Genomic DNA, 17,090 nt, shown 5'->3' on the forward strand with positions numbered 1-17,090 from the left:
CGTGCTCCGCGCCGAAGAGGCTCAGGTTCCGTGGGTGATTCGACGCGCTACTGCCTCACGTACAACGGGACGACGCCGGGCCCGACGCTGCGTGTGCGGCCAGGTGATCGGCTCCAGATCCGACTGGAGAATCGACTCGAGGAATCGACCAACCTGCACACCCACGGCCTCCACGTCTCGCCGGAAGGCGACGGCGACAACGTCTTCGTCGCCGTCGGTCCGGGTGAGGACCGCACGTACGTCTACGACATCCCCGCCGACCACCGCAGCGGCCTGTTCTGGTACCACCCGCATGCACACGGCACGGTCGCCCGGCAGGTCGCAGGTGGTCTGGCCGGTGCAATCATCGTGATCGACGATGTGGACAACGCGCCCGATCTGGTGGGTTCGAACGAACGCATCTGGATCCTTGCCGACCCGCCGATCGGTACGAGCCGCGGGATCCTCGACACGAACGCGATCGACCAGATGACGGGCCGCGAGGGTGACGTGGTGCTCGTGAACGGTGTTCTCGCACCCGAAGTGCCGGCACGCGTCGGCGAGCTCGAGCGCTGGCGGGTGGTCAACGCCAGCGCCTCACGGTATTACCGGCTGGTGGTCGACGACCACGACCTGAACGTCATCGCCACGGACGGCGGGCGTCTCCCAGCTCCCGTCGCGGTGGGCGAAGCCTTGCTCGCGCCGGGAGAACGAACGGAGTTCCTGATCGCGCCGAGCGCCGAGGGCACCTTCGCAATCCGGTCCCTCCCCTACGACCGGGGTGGCGTGGGGATGGGTGGCATGGGCATGGGCGCGTCCGGCGGTACGTCGACCGAGACGATAATTGCCACCATGATCGCCGCCGGCACCGGCGACCCCGCAGCGCTCCCCAAGACGTTGCCGATCACCGACCATCCCCTGCCCGACGCCACTGCGTCACGTGCCCTCGACCTGGGGATGGGTCACATGATGGGACGGGGCGACATGGTGTGGACGATCGACGGGCGGCCGTTCGACCCAGCGCGAACCGACATCGAGGTCGAACTCGGGGTCGTCGAGGAGTGGGAGATCCGGAACCCGACCGGTATGGACCACCCGTTCCACCTCCACGTGTGGCCCTTCCGGGTGGTCGACGGAGCGAAGGCCTCGGGCTGGAAAGACACGGTCAACGTGCCAGCAGGAACATCGGTACGGGTGATCGTGCCGTTCACCGGCATCGCCGGGCGAACCGTGTATCACTGCCACATCCTCGACCACGAAGACCTCGGCATGATGGGCGTCATCGGCACAGGATCGGGGCGCTGATCGCAATGCCGGGATTCGCCGACCGGCAGCGAGCAGTTGCCGGACTTGATCAGGCGCGGAGCACCGGTAGCGTCGGGGCCAAGATGAACGTCGAACCTCGGAACGCGAGACGTGTCCTCGCAGCGATCACGATTGCGCTCGCCGTCGCCGGATGCGGGGGTGGGGGTGATGACGGTTCAGCCGTTGCGCCATCTCCAGCGACGTCCACCGACGTGGAGAGCAGCGAGTTGGCGGGCGTGTACTTCGACGTCCGGCGCGACCCCGGTTGAGGTTGCTGCTCCGGGTGGGTCGTGTACCTGCAGAACCACAGCGCTGAGGTCGAAATGACGGACGACCCCGATCGAGCTGCGTACCGGGCCGAGGTCGGCGTGCCCGACGAAGCTGCCTCGTGTCATACCGCGATCGTCAACGGCTACGCACTCGAAGGCCACATCCCGGTCGGCGCGATCGAACGGCTCCTCCAAGACCGTCCCGACGCAGTCGGTCTGGCCCTTCCGGGAATGCCTACCGACTCCCCTGGGATGGGCGGCGACGTGACCACCTGGGAAAGCCAACCCGTCATGCTCATCGGTCACGACGGCTCCCTTCAGCCATTCGACTACTGAGCCCGAGACGCAGACCGCTCACCGGGAGATCACTCACTGAGCCGAGCCTCGATGACCTGGCAGCGGTGCGCGTCGACACAGTCGGCCGGGTCGGATCGGTCGGCACGCTCCATCAGTTCATGGAGTTCGCGTCGTGCAGACTCCAATCGGTGGATCTGGACGTCGACCTCGGTCAGCTGCCGCTGAATGAGGGAGCGGGTGTGTTCGCAGCTGCGCTCACCCTGGCCCTTCAGCTCGAGGATGGACTTGATCTCGGTGAGCGTCAGCCCAGTCGCCTGGGCATCGCGAATGAAGCGGAGCCGTTCCAGCGTCGTCGAGTCATATGCCCGATACCCGGACGGCGTCCGATCCGGTGTCGGTAGGATGCCGATCGATTCGTAGTAGCGAATCGTCTTGGTCGTCACCGCAGCCTGTTCAGCAACTTCGCCGATACGCATGGCGCTCACCGTCCCGAATCCGTGGCGAGATCGTCACGCGGCCGGAGATCCAACCGCCGGAGCAACTGTGCGTTGGCGGCGACGATGATGGTGGAGAGGCTCATCGCGACCGCCGCCGCTGCAGGCGGCAGGGTGAGCCCGGCAAACGCGAACGCCCCGGCTGCGACGGGGATCGCGATCACGTTGTACGCAGTCGCCCAAACGAGGTTCTGGATCATCTTGCGATAGCTCGCCCGTGAGAGGTCGATCACCCCGGTGACCGCCCGTGGATCGCTCGATGCGAGCACGACACCGGCCGACTCGATCGCGACGTCGGTACCTGCTCCGATCGCGATGCCGACCTCGGCGCGGGCGAGCGCTGGTGCGTCGTTGACGCCGTCGCCGACCATCGCGACGCGTAGACCGCGCTGCTGGAGCTCGGCGACCTTGGCGTCCTTGTCCTGTGGGAGCACTTCGGCCATGACCTCGTCGATACCGAGTTCGGCGGCGACGGCGTCGGCGACCTGCCTGGCGTCGCCGGTGATCATGATCACCTGTTTCCCACGGGCGTGCAGGGCGTCCACGGCGGCTCGTGATTCGGGCCGAATCTCGTCCGCGACCGTGACCGCGCCCACCACCTCGCCGTCGTGGACGACGTACAGGACGGCGCCGCCACGGTCACGCCACGTCGTGATCCGATTGGCGAGCTCGCCGGGTTCATCGAGCGCCAGATGGTCGAGCAGTGCGGGCCCGCCCACGGCGATCTCGTGTCCATCCACGATGGCGGCGATGCCGCGTCCCGTGATGGCATCGAACTCCGACGCAGCCGGCACGTCACCGAGTTCGTCTCCGACGGCGACGATCGCTCGTGCGATCGGATGCTCGCTGTCGGCCTCGGCTGCCGCAGCGAACCGCATCATCTCGTCGGCGTCCCATCCCTCGATCGCTTCGCGATCGATGACGGCGTGGTTGCCCTTGGTGAGGGTGCCGGTCTTGTCGAACATCACGGCGTCGACGGTGCGCATCCGCTCGAGCGCCAGCCGGTCTTTGACCAGGATCCCCGCTCGTGCGGAGGTCGCGGTGGTGATCGAGATGACGAGCGGGATCGCCAGTCCGAGCGCGTGTGGGCACGCGATCACGAGCACGGTGACCGTGCGGATGACGCCGTTTGCGCCGTCGCCGAGCGCCGCCCACACGACCAAGGTCATGACGGCGGCTCCGGTGGCGACGTAGAACAGTGCAGCTGCAGCCCGATCCGCGAGCGCCTGGGTGCGCGAGTTCGAGCTCTGGGCATCGGCCACCAGGCGTTGAATCCCGGCCAGCGCCGTGTCGTCGCCCAGAGCGTCGACGCGGACGCGGATCGCCCGATCCGATGACACCGTGCCCGCCACCACGCGATCGCCCTCACCACGGTCGACCGGACGGGACTCGCCCGTGATCATCGACTCGTCCATTGCCGCCGATCCGTCGATGATTACACCGTCGGCGGGAACTCGACCGCCCGGGCGGACCAGCACGACATCGCCCCGTTCCAAGTCGGCGATCGCGACCTCGATCGGTTCGCCGTCCTCGATTCGCTCAGCCCGATCGGGCAGCAACTCAGCCAGCGCCGAAAGCGCCCCTTGTGCCTGGCCAATTGCCTTCATCTCCTGCCAGTGACCCAACAGCATGATGACGATCAGCGCCGCCAACTCCCACCAGAAGTCCAGTTCACCCCAGCCGAGCGAGCTGGCGAGTGACGACCCGTAGGCGACGGTGATGGCGAGGGCGATCAGGAGCATCATCCCCGGCTGGCGAGCTTGGACCTCGTGCACCGCGCCCTTCAGGAAGGGCTGTCCACCCCACAGGAAGATGACGGTGCCGATCACCGGTGACACCCACGCCGCCCATGAGGCGTCGATGGAGTACCCGAACCACTCCTGGACCATGTGTGAGAAGACGATCACCGGAATCGCCAGCAGTAGGTTCCACCAGAACAGTCGCCGGAACATTGCCGGATCGTGCCCGGCGTGCTTGTCATGGCCGGCATGCGAGTGCTCGTCGTGGCGGGGCGGGTGTCCGCGATCGTGAGTTCCATGCTCGACGTCGGCGTCGGGCGTTGCGCCGTGGCCCTCGTGTCGGCTTTCGGCCGTCGCCTGATCGTGTGTTGCCATGGATCGCTCCCACTTCTCGCTGCTCAGATCGGGGTTCATGAGATTCTTGATGTCCTACCTATACACCTTCCCCCTGGGGGCAAGGTCAACACCTGGTTCGCAGATTCGCCGCCGTCTCTGCGAGCCCCGGCTGCGGGATCACCGTTCGAGGCCGATCTCGGTGGACGACCCGCGTTCAGGGGCATGGAACACCGGTTCGAATCCGTGGTCGGCCGCCCAGTCTTCGAGCGGCGTGGTGAGAGCTTGGACTTCGCTGCGGCCGAGAAGACCCGTACTGCCGAAGGTCGCCAGCGCGTCAGCACTCGCTTCGATGGTGACCGGGAAGCCGTCGGCCCATCGACGCCAGGTGTCGAGCGCTTCGGAGAGCGCGTGGAGTTGGTCGGTGTCGACGTTTCCGAGCAGGAAGTTGCGTCGGAGGGGGAGGTTTCTGATCGAACGCTCGGCGCGTTGGATCTCGTCGTGAGCTGTTGAGATCGCATTGGTGGCCGGGCGGGCGGTTGCTTCGACGGCAGCGAGAAGACCTCTCGCCTGTGCGAGTTCATCATCGGCTCGGCCCGCTCTTCGGCGCGCGGCGGGACGCTTGATCGCCTTGGCTCGGCGGAGGGCTGCGTTGGTCGTCCACACTTGTTGTTGGGCGGATTCGACGTCGGCGCGTGCGTTGTCGAGCGCTGGTCGGTGGGGGTCGAGGAGGCGTTCGGCTTCGAGCAGTTGTTGTTGGGCGTTGTCGAGTTCGGCGTGGTGCCGGTCTGCCATTGCGTCGAGTTGCGCGCGCTTCTCTTCGACGCGCTGGAGACGGCTGGTGATGTTGTTTGTGAGGTCGTCGAACCAGTGCGGGAGGATGCAGCGAGGTTGTGGTGTGGAACGTTGCCGCCCGAGGTGTCGGGTCGTCTCGGCGAGTGCTCGGCGTTGCGCGATCGCGGGTAGGTCGACTCGGTCGTTGGCGATGACGCGTTCGAGGATGTCGCGGGCTTCGTCGAGGTCGTGTGTTTCGGTGACGACGAGCATGAGGTTCTCGGTGCGGCCTCTGGTGGCGCCGACGTAGAGGCCGCGCCTCGAGGTGGCGTCGGTGACGACTTCGATTGCGGCGGCGGTGGTGTCGCCTTGGTTGCCGTGCTCGGTGGCGGCGTAGCCGAGGTGGACGTGTTCGGCGGCGTAGTCGGCGGGCAGTTCGACGACGCCTGTGCCTTCGTTCGACGACGCGGTGACGGTGCCGTCGGCGCCGATGCCGGTGACGGTCCATGTTTCGCGGTTGCGGACGACGTCGCCGGTTGTCGTGGTGAGGCGGCGGTTGTTGCGTCGGGTGACGACGACGTCGCCGACGCACGCGAACTCGGTGCCGCCGATCGGCGCGAGCGTGGTCGGGTCGATGTCGCCGGCGGCCGCTCGTGCTGATTGGATCGCCGTGTTGATCCGGTCGACGTGGTCGTTGCTGGACGCGGTGATCGCGAGGGTCTCGCCCGCGGCGTGGGTCTGGCTCCACCGGTCGACGACGAGCGCGACTTGTTCGTCGAACGTGCCGGGGATGATTCGGTCGTGGGCGATGTAGTCGTCGAGTGCTCGTGGGTCGCCGCGTCGCAGTTTGAGGGACGCGGCTGGCTCCCAGGGTTCGGTGAAGCGGTGGATCCGGTCGAGTTCGTGAACCCGTCCGGTGACGGTGAGTTCGTGGAACATGCCACCTCGGCCAACCGCTTGGAGTTGGTAGGGGTCGCCGACGAGCGCCACCCGCCATCGTCGAGCCGCGGCGAGTTGTGCGAGTTCAGAGAGGGAGTGGGTGCCGACCATGCCGGCTTCGTCGACGATCACCGTCGTGCCGGCCGGGAGTCGATAGTGGTCGAGGGGTGGCCGGTCGGTCCGGTTCCATTCGTGGAGGAGTTTGTCGAGCGTGTCGGATTCGATGCCGGTCTCTCGTTTGAGGACACGGGCGCCCTTCGCCGACGGCGCAACTCCGAACACCGGGCGGCCAACACCGTGGAGGTCGTCGATCGCGGCGCGCAGTGTGGTGGTCTTGCCGGCCCCGGCGGGTCCGACGACGAGGACGAGTTGGTCGTGGCCAGCGACTGCGGCGGCGACGTCGGCCTGCATGACGTCGAGGTGCGCGCCGTCGACGGTCGTTGACGGTCGGGGGTCGTCGGCTTGGGCGGCGAGCGCCCACGATGCGATCAGTTCTTCTTCGGCGAGGATGGCGTCGGTGGTGATGTGCGGACTGATCGGTTCGTGAAACAGCGATCGCCCGTCCGACACACGCCGCGGCGTCGCCGTGTGGTCCGGGTCGAGTTCGATGCAGTGGCCGACGACGGCGTCGGCCCACTGCTCGATGCGCTCCGCCCACTGCTTGCCGGTGAGTGTGGGGTCGGGTCGGGCGACGTCGGCCACGGCGGCGACGATCTGGGCCCGGTTCCACGACGATCCCGATGACGACAACGCGTCGATGAGTTCGGCGACCGTGATCGTCGGCGGCCGCTCGTCGCGATCGACCTGCTGGGTTTGGAGTTCCTCGATCAGCCCGAAAGCGTCCCAGCCGGCTGCCGCGGCCTCGGTGTCCCACCGTGTCGTGAGTTCGGAGACGCCGGTGCCGGATTTGCGCGCCCGCGTGTCGACCGCGGCCTCCCGCTTGAGCGCGCCGATTTCCCACTGGTTGGGGTCGCGTCCCTTCCGCGCGGCGAAGTCGTCGACCTTGACGGCGACAGCTTCGTTGATCTCGTCCGCCCGCTTCGAAAACACGGCGAGCAGATCGTCGGGCATGGCGGCCATCTCGGCCTGGCCGTTGTCGATCGTTGCCCAGTCGATACCGAAACGGTGGGTGAGTTCGTTGCGGAGCACCGACTGGTAGAGGCCGCCCAGCATCCTCTGGTGTCGCTTGAGATAGCGGGCGTCGAGGGCGAGCCAGCGGCCAGCCGCGGTCTGCACCTTCGCCGAGATGACACAGTGGGTGTGGATCTGTGGGTCATCCGCGCGAGATGTCGTCTGGCGGAACGCAGCGATCGTGAGACCTTGCGAGTCGGGGTGGAGTCGGCCGCCGGCGGATCGGATGCGGGTCGTCGAACCGAACCGTTCGAGGTGGCCGAGGGCAGCGTTGACGGCGACGTCGTGCGCGGCGAGGAGTCGCTCGTCTCGGGTGAGCGCCCACAACACACTGAGTGACTTCGGTGCGGAGAAGGTCGCGTCGAACCCGGCGACCGCCTTCACAACCGTGCCGTTCGCGAGTTCTCGGTCCCGGAGAGCTCGCCCGAGCGGTGTCCCAGTTGTGGGGTCACGGCCTTCGAGGACCGACTGCAGATCGTCGGCGATGACGTCACCGACGAGGTCGAGACCCGGTGCTTGGCGGCCGAGCCACTTCCCGGGAACCTCACCGGGCGCCTCGGTGAGATAGCGGGTGTAGTAGTCGACAGCGGCGGCCGCCGAACCGGCGTAGATCGTGCGAACCCGCAACATCACGACCCGCCCAGACGTTTGGGCACTTGTCTGTTGAAGAAAGTGGGAAGTGATCGTGAACTGGTCATGGTGATCCGCGGGGGAGTCAGTCCTCGAAGAGTCGAGGAGTCGTGGGACGGCGAGTGGTGCGACGCGGGTGGCGAGTCGTCGTGTGCGGTGACGGACTCCGCGTGTCGTCGTCGCAATCGGTGTGACCGACCTGGTGGTCGACGGTCGGGTGTTCGGCGATCGGCCAGGTGATCGGCGCGCCGATGTAGTGCTCGAGCCGGACGCGCGGGACACGGAGGCCTCGGCCGACCTTCAGCCCCGGGATCTCGTCGGCGTCACCGGTGGCCCGGTAGCGGTGGATCGACTCGTACACGAAGGTCAGCCCGCAGCGCAGCACGGCGGCGGTCTCGGCCACCGTCAGCAGATCCGGCGGCGCGCTGTTCGACGGTGGAGTGTCGAGTTGTCGTCGTGTCGGCATCGCATCGGTCCTTCATGGGATCACCCCACCCGTGAACCGGACGCTCGACGTCGAGCCGAGTGGGACCCAGCCCGACGACAAAGGCGTCCGATCACCTAATGAAATGCCGACGAAGGCGCTTCTCGTTACAGAATTTCTTGGTCAACCAACTCCGAGCAATCGATCGAACATGGGCAGAACGACCGCCGCCGCCGACCTCGAGACTTCGGCGGTCGTTGGCAAACGATCGTCGGTCAGATGCCGCCGACTGCGGTGAAGCTGGCGCATCGATGTGGAGGCCGACGATCGCGACCGGTCGTAATGCGTGCGTCAGTCGGTGACGCGGTCAGCCCAGTAGAACGGGCGACGGCGTTCGTGATGTACGGCGAGGATCTCGAGGTCCTCGCTGGCGACTCGGTAAACGACAACATACGGGAAGCCGGCGAGAGCGATCTTCCTCTCGAGCTGTTCACTGCTGTCGTCCTGGCGCGTCAGGGTCCCGGCGTTCGGCCAACGCGCCGCGCGCTCAGTCGTTGCTCGGACGGCGCCGAGGAAGCGGCCGCCAAGTCCGTCGACGCGGTTCTCGTACCAGAGTTGTGCTTCCACCACTTCGGCGGTCGCAAGAGGGTGAAACCGGACGGCGCGCGTCACCGGGGACGTCGGGCTTGATCCACCTTCGCAAGGACATCGTCCCAGGAGTCGGTGGTGACCTCGCCGGAGTCGATCTGGCGGGCTCGTCGAGCCGCTTCGTCGGCCCAGAGTCGATCGAGCTCTGCCTGGTCGGTCTCGACCGATCGATCATCGAGGCTGTCGAGGAGTTCGACAGCCAGTTGTGCCCGGGCTGCCTCTGGCAGCGCGAGCGCTTCAGATCGCAGCGCGTCCGTCTGGGCGGTCATGCTGCCACGATACATCGTCGCCGGCCCGCCGACTGGAGCAAGGCGGCCGCTCGCCGAGCGGGGTTCGTTCGGCCTTGAAAGACGTGATTATGGAGCGGCCTCCGTCGGTTCGAAGGCGTGCGATTTCGCCGGCGGTGCGGCGCGGGTTGCCGCGATCCGGCAGGTGATTATCGCTCGGGTGCGACGGCGCCTCTGAAGGGGTCCCGGTTGGAACTGGGCCAGGTGGTCAATCCAGCAGGCCGCCAATTACGTCGGCGGCTTGGCGGTCGCTGGCTTCGAGGAAGTGGGCGTAGACGTTCAGGGTCGTCGCTGCGTTGGCGTGGCCGAGCCGCCCGCTGACGGTGCGGACGGGGACGCCGGCGGCGAGGAGTTGGGTGGCGTGGAGATGCCTCAGATCGTGGAGGCGGACGCTATCGAGACCGGCCTGCTTGCGCACTCGGGTGAAGCGACCGGTGATCGTGTCGGGGTGTAGGGGGTCGGCGCCGTCGGCCGATTCGGTGAACACGTAGCCGTCGGGATCGAGCTCGAGGTCGCACGCGTCAGCTCGTTCCTCGAGACGTCGACGCTGGGCGTCGAGCACGGCGACTGTCGCATCGTCGAGTGCGATCCGGCGTGAGGCGTGGGTCTTGGTGTCCTTGACGACGGTGCCACCCGCGACGGATGCGATTGAGCGCTTGATCGACAGCGTGCGAGTGCTGCGGTCGAGGTCGGACCAGCGCAGTCCGCACACCTCGCCGCGTCGTGCCCCGGTGGCCGTCAGTACTCGGAGCAGTGCGCCGTACTCGGGGTCGTCCTCGTCGGCGAGCTCGAGCATGCGCTTCACGTCGACGATCGAGGGCGGGTTGATCTCGCGCTGACGGAGCTTCGGCGGCGACGCCGCAGCCGCCGGGTTCATCGGAACGATGCTCCACTTCACCGCTTGGCCGAACGCTCCCCGGAACACGGCGTGCACGTGCCGGATGGTGGCAGGGGAGAGGCCGCGCTCCTTCGAGAGCATCGCGTAGTAGTCGTCGAGACGCTTCGTCGTCACTCGACCGAGTCGCAGCGATCCGACGTCGGGTTTGATCAACCGCTCCGTCAAGCGGCGGTACTCGCGCACGGTGGTCGGCGACAGCGAGCCCTCGACGTGGTCGATCCACGAGTCGAGCAGTTGGCCGAGCGTCTTGGCCGTCGAGGTGATCTTGCCCTCCGACACCTGGGCCACGAGTGCGGCGAGCGCCCGTTGCGCCTCGCGTTTGGTGCCGTAGTGGGTGCGACTGAGCTGCTTGCGGAGGCCGGTCTCCGGGTCGCGCGGGAGCTGAACGATCAACTCCCAGTTGCCGGCTTGGCGCTCACGCAATGAGCCCTTCATGCCGACGATCCTAAACCGAATTCTTGGTTAGCTGCTTGGTTGGAGGTTGTTGACTTCGCAACGACTCTCGAAAAACGCCCATCTACCAGGCATTTCTCAGAGCCCAGAAGGGGAATTGAACCCCTGACCTACGCATTACGAGTGCGTTGCTCTACCGACTGAGCTATCTGGGCCGGACCGAACGGCGAGAGCGGGGCTACCCGTGGTCTCGTCATGCGGACTGCGGGACGGGATCGTATCGCCTGAGAACGGCCGCGCCGACCTCGAATCGGCGGAGGGACGGCGAGTCTCGTGACCGGGGCGTGCCCGTCAGATCGTCGACGCCCACTCACCTGCCGTCGCCACGGCGGCGGTCAGGGCCGTGCCCCAGGCCAGGTCGATCGCCGTGATCTTCCACGTGAAGCCCTCGATGGTGGCCATGCTCGTCAGGTCGTACGTCGCGTAAGCCAGGAACCCGACGGCGGCGCCGGCGAGCGCCGCCGTGCCGATGCCGTCGTACCGGTCGACGACGAGGGCCACGACGCCGACCACGTACACGACGTAGAAGACCGCCGCGGCGGCGACGTTCGGCTTCGGGCGCATCAGCTCGCCGATCTCGTTCTCGTAGAGCTTGCGGGCGACGACGCCGAGCCAGAGCTCGTCGAGCACCCCCATGGTCAGCCCGCCGGCGATCAGAGCAGCAATCCAGTTCACGTGGATGCAGTACCCCGTTTCGCCGGGCTGATGCATCGGGCTGACGCATCAGCGCGCGTGATCAGCGCCGAACGCCTCTGATCAGCTGGTCAACACCGGGAGCGACCACAGCAGCGATTGGAGCAGCAACGTCTCGTTGGGGTTGCGCTCGAGCACTTCCATCGCGTCGTGGATGTGCCGGACGGCGTCGGCCGCCGCGTCGGGACGGCTCATCTCGCCGGCGAGCAGTGCGTCCCGATACGCGCCGGCGATGACCGTCAGGCCCGCCAGCAGTTCGTCGGTGCGGTGTCGGCGCAGCTCGCGCTTGTGTCGGTCTTCGAGCGCCTTCTTGCCGCTCCCTCGCTCGCCGTACTGTTTGATGCGGGCGTCGAGCACCTCGACCTCGGAAGCGTGACGGTCGGTCAACGGCGCTGCTGCTGCTTCGATCCTGGCCATGAGGTCGTCGACGAGCTTCAGTGCGGTGGCGCCGGTGCCGTCGAGCTGCCGGGGCACCTCGGCGAAGGCACGTCGGCGGGCCGCCAGCTCGGGGTCGGCGCCGAGGACTCGCGCCCGATCGACGTTGCCGCCGGCGGCAGCCGCCGCCTCGGCCGCAGAATCGGGATCGACCCCTTCGCTGACGAGTTGATCGGCGATGTGCTGCTCGTCGACCGAGCGAAAATCGATCCGGGCGCAGCGCGACGAGATGGTGATCAGATCCTGCGGCACGAAGTCGGCGAGGATCAGGAACGTCGTCGACGCCGGAGGCTCCTCGATCGTCTTGAGCAGCAGCGCCGCGCCCTCGGGGCGCAGCAGATGGAACTCGTCGAGGATCATCACCTTGCGGTCACCCTCGGACGGCGCCAGCGATGCGGTGCGCACGATCTCGCGCGCCTGGTCGAACGAGATCGACGGGCCGACCCGACTGACCTCCTTGACGTCGGGGTGTTCGCCGCGCAGGACGAGCTCGGCGTCGCGGCGGGTCGCGTCGTCGACCCCGCCGATCAGGAGCGCCGCGAACGCGCGGGCGGCCTCCTTCTTGGTCGAACCTGCCGGTCCGACGAACAGGTAGGCGTGGACGGGATCGGCGGCAGCACGCTCGAGTCGCTCGACGGCGTCGTGCTGACCGACGACGGACGACCAGACGGATTCGGCGACGGTCATCCGACACCCAGCCGATCCCGGACGGCGTCGCGGATCGCCGCCGTGACGTCGTCGGGGTCACCCGATGCGTCGATCACGACCCAGTGATCCGGATCGTCGGATGCCATGGTCGCGAACCCGCGGTCGACCCGGCCGTGGAAGTCGTCGCCGGCGAGTTCGAACCGATCGCGGTCGCGCTTGGCCATGCGCCGTGCGGTCACGTCGTCCGGCACGGTGAGCAGGATCACCAGGTCGGGCCAGGTTTCGCCGATCGCCCATTCGTTGATCAGCCGCACCTGCTCGAGCGGCAGGCCTCGGCCGTAGCCCTGATAGGCGAGGGTGGAGTACACCGATCGATCGCTGACCACGTGGCGGCCCGCGGCGAGGGCGGGACGGACGACTTCGGCCAGGTGTTGCGCCCGGTCGGCGGCGACGATCAGCGTCTCGGCGTGGTCGTCGAGGTCGGTGACCGACGTGTCGTGGAGGATCTCGCGGAGCCGTCGACCGATCGCCGTGCCGCCGGTCTCGCGTGTGATCACGGCGTCGAGGTGCTCGGCGAGTCGCGCCGCGTGCGTGCTCTTGCCGCAGGCCTCGGCACCCTCGAACGCGATGTAGAACGGCATCGGGCGGCCACCCTACTGGCGGCGACCCGATCCTTCGATCTCAGTCGTCGTCGCTCCCGGCAGCGTCGCCGCCGTGTCGATCGGCGGTGTCGTGTTCGCCGTCGGCCACTGGGTGGGTCGCGGCGTCGGCGGCGTCATCGCCGGGTCGCGGCGCCGGCTCGTCGAAGTCGTCGAAACGGCTGGTCTCGGGTGCCAGCACCGTGCGAGCGGCCGGTGCCGGCCCCTTGGGAGGCCTGGCCGGTGCGTAGAGCCCCCACAGCACGCCGAGGGCGATGCCGGCCACCACGAGCACGATCGTGGTGACGAGGCTCAGCGAGACGACCTTGGTGACGACGGCGACGACGGCGAGGCCGAGCCCCATCAGGAGGCCCCAGATCGATCCGCGGATCGGATGCCGTTTCGTCTCGGTCTGTCCGGGGGTCATCGTGGTTCGTGTCGATGCGGTCATGTCACACCTTCCAGGTCCGTGCCGGTCGGGCGTTGAACAGGATGCCGAACAGGCCACCGCCCAGCAGGGCGAGTCCGGCCAGCCCGACGGGGTCGGTCAGCCCGTTGCCGAGGAACTCGACGTGGCCCTTCCCCATGCACGGGCCGAGGTTCGCGGAGGTCAGCTCGCCTTCGACCCGCACCTTGGCGCTGAACTTCACCGGCAGGTCGTCGGCGAGGTCGACCAGGCCGGCGTTGCGGTTGTTCCCCGACGAGTTCGGATCGCCACCGGAATCGAGGCTGATCCCGCTCGTCTTCAGTGACCAGCGGTGCTCCATCGGTCCGTCGCCGGAGCGGGGCATGAAGCCGAAGTAGACGACGACGCCACGGGTGTCGACGCGGAACGGGTTGGCCGAGGTGAACGCCTGGTCGCCGTCGAGGAGGTCGATCGGCGGTCCGTCGTCGCCGGTGTCGAACGCGGCGTCGATCCGCCGTCCGTCCTGGTCGAACGAGAAGGCGAAGCCTCCGCACGGGCCGGTCACCTCGCTGCCGGTACCGAAGTCGTCGACGTCGGTCGACAGTTCGGTGAGCTCGACCAGTTGGCCGAAGAGCATGTCGGCCTCGTCGAGGTCGTACTCGCCCGGGTCGCCCTCGGGGATCAGCGCTCGAATCGCCTCGAGCGCCTCGTCGTCGATCGTCGGCGGAGGCGGACTGCCGGCGTCGACGGTGCCGCCACCGATCACGCACATCACCCCGATCACCAGCGCTCCCCAGCGCCATCGTGTTCGTCCCGTCATGACCGCCCCCTTCCAGGTCGTCTCGACATGTGAGACGGTACCTCACCCGATCGGGTGAAGGTACGGAATTGGCCGGGCGCGGCCCACCGGGCGTTCCGGTGGGGGAGGGGTCAGGCGTCGTCGTCGGGAGCGACGGTCGACTTCGCGGCGGCTTGTCGGGCTGCCGTCTTCTTCGCTGCCGTCTTCTTCGCAGCGGTCTTCTTCGCGGCCGCCTTCTTCGCCGGCTTCTTCTTGGCGGCGGCCTTCTTCTTGGTGGCTTTCTTGGCCGTGCCACCCTTGGCCGCGACGACGTCGCGACGGATCGCGAGCAACTCGAACGCACGCTCGGGCGAGATCTCTTCGATCCGGTCGCCCTTGCCGATCGATGCGTTGGTCTCGCCGTCGGTGACGTACACACCGAACCGACCGTCCTTGGCCACCACGGGCCGTTCGCTCACCGGATCGGTGCCGAACTCGCGCAGCGGGCCCTTGGCCGCCATGTTGCGACCACCGCGTTTGAACACCTTCGGCTCGGAGAAGATTTTGGCCGCTTGGTCGAGTGTGATCGTGAGGAGCTGCTCCTCCGAGTCGATCGACCGGAAATCCTTCTCCTTGACCACGTACGGCCCGTAGCGACCGTTGTTGGCGACGATCTCCTTGCCGTCGGCCGGATCTTCACCGAGCGAGCGCGGGAGCTGCAACAGCTTCTTCGCGTCGTCGATCGTGATCGAGTCGAGCGCCATGTTGGAGAACAGGCTCGACATGCGCGGCTTCTCGAGGCCCGGTGGCAGATCGTCGGGTGCGCCCCACTGCACGTACGGCCCGAACCTGCCGCTCTTGGCGAACACCGGGTAGCCGTCCATCTCGCCGATCGGCTCGTCGCTCTTCGGGAGCGCCAGGAGTTCGAGCGCCTTGGCGACGTCGAGTTCGTCGGGCGGCATGTCGTCGGGCACGCTGGCGGTGTCGTCGCCGCGCTTGACGTAGGGCCCGTACTTGCCGGGCTTCGCCACGACCAGTTCGCCGTTCTCGTCGTGCCCGAGCGGGAACGTGTTGATCGCAGCGGCATCGATCTTGTCGAGGTTCTCCTCGACGATCTTCTTCAGCCCCGGCAGCGTCTCGTCGTCGCCGAAGTAGAACCGCTTCAGCCAGTCGTCCTTCTGCATCTTGCCGTTGGCGATGGCGTCGAGGTCGTCGTCCATCTTGGCGGTGAGCGCATAGTCGACGAGGCCACTGAAGTGTTGTTCGAGGAGCCCGACCACGGCGAACGCGGTCCAGGTCGGCACGAGCGCCTGCCCCTTCTTCCACACGTAGCCGCGGTCCTGGATGGTCTGGATGATCGACGCCCAGGTCGACGGGCGACCGATCTCGAGTTCTTCGAGCCGCTTGACGAGCGACGCCTCGGTGTAGCGGGACGGCGGGCTGGTGGTGTGCCCGTTGGGCGTCAACGAATCGACCGGGACGACCTCGCCCTGGGCGAGCGGCGGGAGCAGCGCTTCCTTGGTGCCGTCGCCGTCGTCGTCGGCGGCGACGTACACGGCCCGGTAGCCCGGGAACGTGATCGTGGTGCCCGACGCGGCGAACTCGCAGTCGGTCTGCTCGTGCTCGGAGATCGCGCCGAGCCGGACGCTGACGGTGACACCGGCCGCGTCGGCCATCTGCGACGCGAGCGTGCGCTGCCAGATCAGCCGGTACAGCGAGAGCTCCTGGCTGTTCAGCTCGCCCTCGACCTGCTTCGGCGACCGGTACGGCGTGACCGGGCGGACGGCCTCGTGCGCCTCCTGGGCGTTCTTCGACTTGGAGGTGTACTGCTTGGGTTGCGGCGACAGGAACTTCTGGCCGTACTCGCTCGTGATCGCGTCGCGGGTGGCGGTGAGCGCCTCGGCCGACAGCGTCACGCTGTCGGTACGCATGTAGGTGATGAAGCCTCGTTCGTACAGCCCCTGGGCGACGCGCATCACCTGCGACGACGACAGGCGCAGCTTGCGGCCGCCCTCCTGCTGGAGCGTCGACGTCATGAACGGCGGCTTCGGGGTGGAGCGGTACGGCTTCTCCTCGACCGAGCGGATCGAGAACGTGGCCTGCTCCAGCCCGGCGGTGAGGGCCCGGGCGCGGGCCTCGTCGATCGCGACCGCTCTGCCGCTCGGCGACGCCTTGATCTCACCGCGATCGTCGAAGTCCTTGCCGCTCGCGACCTTGGCGCCGTCGACCGCGACCAGCTTGGCGTCGAACGCGGGGCTCGTCGCGGTCAGCAGGTCGATGTCCCAGTACGACGCCTCGACGAACGCGATCCGTTCGCGTTCGCGCTCGACGATCAGTCGGATCGACGGGCTCTGGACCCGACCGGCGGACAGGCCGCGGTTGACGCGGCGCCACAGCACCGGCGAGACCTCGTAGCCGTACAGACGGTCGAGGATGCGGCGGGTCTCGGCGGCGTCGACGAGGCCGTAGTCGATCCCGCGCGGGTTGTCGATCGCGTGGTCGATCGCGGCCTTGGTGATCTCGTGGAACACCATCCGCTTGACCGGCACCTTCGGCTTGAGGTGCTCGATGAGGTGCCACGAGATCGCCTCGCCCTCGCGGTCTTCATCGGTCGCGAGATAGAGCTCGGAGGCGTCCTTGAGCGCAGCTCTGAGCTCTTTGACCACCGTCTTGCCGCGGTCGGTGAGTTCGTAGGTGGGCTTGAATCCGTTGTCGACGTCGATGTTCAAGCCCTTGCTGGGCAGGTCGGCGACATGGCCGACCGAGGCGCGCACGTCGAAGTCGCTGCCGAGGAATTTCGAGATCGTCTTGGCCTTCGCGGGTGACTCCACGACGACGAGTGGCTTCGCCATTGCTGCCTTTGGCTAGGGGATGGGTGGTCGGGTTGTCAAG

Annotated in this window: 16 protein-coding genes and 1 tRNA gene; 3 read left to right on the forward strand and 14 right to left on the reverse strand. The window is 67.4% G+C overall.

The window, feature by feature from the left end:
* Positions 1–30: 30 nt before the first annotated feature.
* The 3 genes from R8G01_18525 (at position 31) to R8G01_18535 (ending at position 1,889) form a co-directional block, all read left to right on the forward strand.
* Positions 31–1,284: a multicopper oxidase family protein gene (locus tag R8G01_18525; protein ID MDW3216000.1), complete on the forward strand. Its 1,254-nt coding sequence runs from the start codon at positions 31–33 to the stop codon at positions 1,282–1,284.
* A gap of 83 nt (positions 1,285–1,367) precedes the next feature.
* Positions 1,368–1,553, forward strand: a complete 186-nt coding sequence (locus tag R8G01_18530) for a hypothetical protein (protein MDW3216001.1) — start codon at positions 1,368–1,370, stop codon at positions 1,551–1,553.
* A 54-nt stretch (positions 1,554–1,607) separates the two neighbouring features.
* The gene (locus R8G01_18535) at positions 1,608–1,889 is read left to right on the forward strand and encodes a DUF411 domain-containing protein (GenBank protein MDW3216002.1); all 282 of its coding nucleotides are present in this window, start codon (positions 1,608–1,610) and stop codon (positions 1,887–1,889) included.
* Between the two features lie 29 nt (positions 1,890–1,918).
* Here R8G01_18535 and R8G01_18540 read toward each other — a convergent pair whose 3' ends face one another.
* The 14 genes from R8G01_18540 to topA form a co-directional block, all read right to left on the reverse strand.
* Positions 1,919–2,326 (reverse strand): heavy metal-responsive transcriptional regulator, encoded by a 408-nt coding sequence (locus tag R8G01_18540; protein ID MDW3216003.1) that lies wholly within the window; start codon positions 2,324–2,326, stop codon positions 1,919–1,921.
* A 5-nt stretch (positions 2,327–2,331) separates the two neighbouring features.
* The gene (locus tag R8G01_18545) at positions 2,332–4,296 is read right to left on the reverse strand and encodes a copper-translocating P-type ATPase (GenBank protein MDW3216004.1); all 1,965 of its coding nucleotides are present in this window, start codon (positions 4,294–4,296) and stop codon (positions 2,332–2,334) included.
* A 300-nt stretch (positions 4,297–4,596) separates the two neighbouring features.
* Positions 4,597–7,890, reverse strand: a complete 3,294-nt coding sequence (mobF, locus tag R8G01_18550; protein MDW3216005.1) for a MobF family relaxase — start codon at positions 7,888–7,890, stop codon at positions 4,597–4,599.
* An 85-nt stretch (positions 7,891–7,975) separates the two neighbouring features.
* Positions 7,976–8,356 carry a helix-turn-helix domain-containing protein gene (locus R8G01_18555; protein MDW3216006.1) on the reverse strand — a complete coding sequence of 127 codons (381 nt, stop codon included), beginning with the start codon at positions 8,354–8,356 and terminating at the stop codon, positions 7,976–7,978.
* A 309-nt stretch (positions 8,357–8,665) separates the two neighbouring features.
* A complete protein-coding gene (locus tag R8G01_18560; protein ID MDW3216007.1) occupies positions 8,666–8,986 on the reverse strand; it encodes a type II toxin-antitoxin system RelE/ParE family toxin in 321 nt (106 codons plus the stop codon).
* Positions 8,983–9,231 (reverse strand): addiction module protein, encoded by a 249-nt coding sequence (locus R8G01_18565; GenBank protein MDW3216008.1) that lies wholly within the window; start codon positions 9,229–9,231, stop codon positions 8,983–8,985. The genes R8G01_18560 and R8G01_18565 overlap by 4 nt, the downstream gene beginning before the upstream one ends.
* Before the next feature lie 226 nt (positions 9,232–9,457).
* Positions 9,458–10,582, reverse strand: coding sequence for a tyrosine-type recombinase/integrase (locus R8G01_18570; GenBank protein MDW3216009.1), 1,125 nt, complete (start codon positions 10,580–10,582; stop codon positions 9,458–9,460).
* 100 nt (positions 10,583–10,682) lie between these two features.
* Positions 10,683–10,755 (reverse strand) — tRNA-Thr (locus tag R8G01_18575).
* 136 nt (positions 10,756–10,891) lie between these two features.
* Positions 10,892–11,311: a DUF2177 family protein gene (locus R8G01_18580; GenBank protein MDW3216010.1), complete on the reverse strand. Its 420-nt coding sequence runs from the start codon at positions 11,309–11,311 to the stop codon at positions 10,892–10,894.
* 45 nt (positions 11,312–11,356) lie between these two features.
* Positions 11,357–12,415 (reverse strand): hypothetical protein, encoded by a 1,059-nt coding sequence (locus R8G01_18585; GenBank protein ID MDW3216011.1) that lies wholly within the window; start codon positions 12,413–12,415, stop codon positions 11,357–11,359.
* On the reverse strand, positions 12,412–13,017 hold the full coding sequence (tmk, locus tag R8G01_18590) for a dTMP kinase (GenBank protein MDW3216012.1): 606 nt from the start codon (positions 13,015–13,017) through the stop codon (positions 12,412–12,414). The genes R8G01_18585 and tmk overlap by 4 nt, the downstream gene beginning before the upstream one ends.
* Positions 13,018–13,057: 40 nt before the next feature.
* Entirely contained in the window at positions 13,058–13,465 is a 408-nt protein-coding gene (locus R8G01_18595) for a hypothetical protein (protein MDW3216013.1), read from the reverse strand.
* Position 13,466: 1 nt separating this feature from the next.
* A complete protein-coding gene (locus R8G01_18600; protein MDW3216014.1) occupies positions 13,467–14,240 on the reverse strand; it encodes a hypothetical protein in 774 nt (257 codons plus the stop codon).
* A 110-nt stretch (positions 14,241–14,350) separates the two neighbouring features.
* Entirely contained in the window at positions 14,351–17,050 is a 2,700-nt protein-coding gene (gene topA / locus R8G01_18605) for a type I DNA topoisomerase (GenBank protein MDW3216015.1), read from the reverse strand.
* Between the last annotated feature and the right edge of the window lie 40 nt (positions 17,051–17,090).

The organism is Ilumatobacteraceae bacterium, from assembly GCA_033344875.1.
Taxonomy (GTDB): Bacteria; Actinomycetota; Acidimicrobiia; order Acidimicrobiales; family Ilumatobacteraceae; genus Ilumatobacter.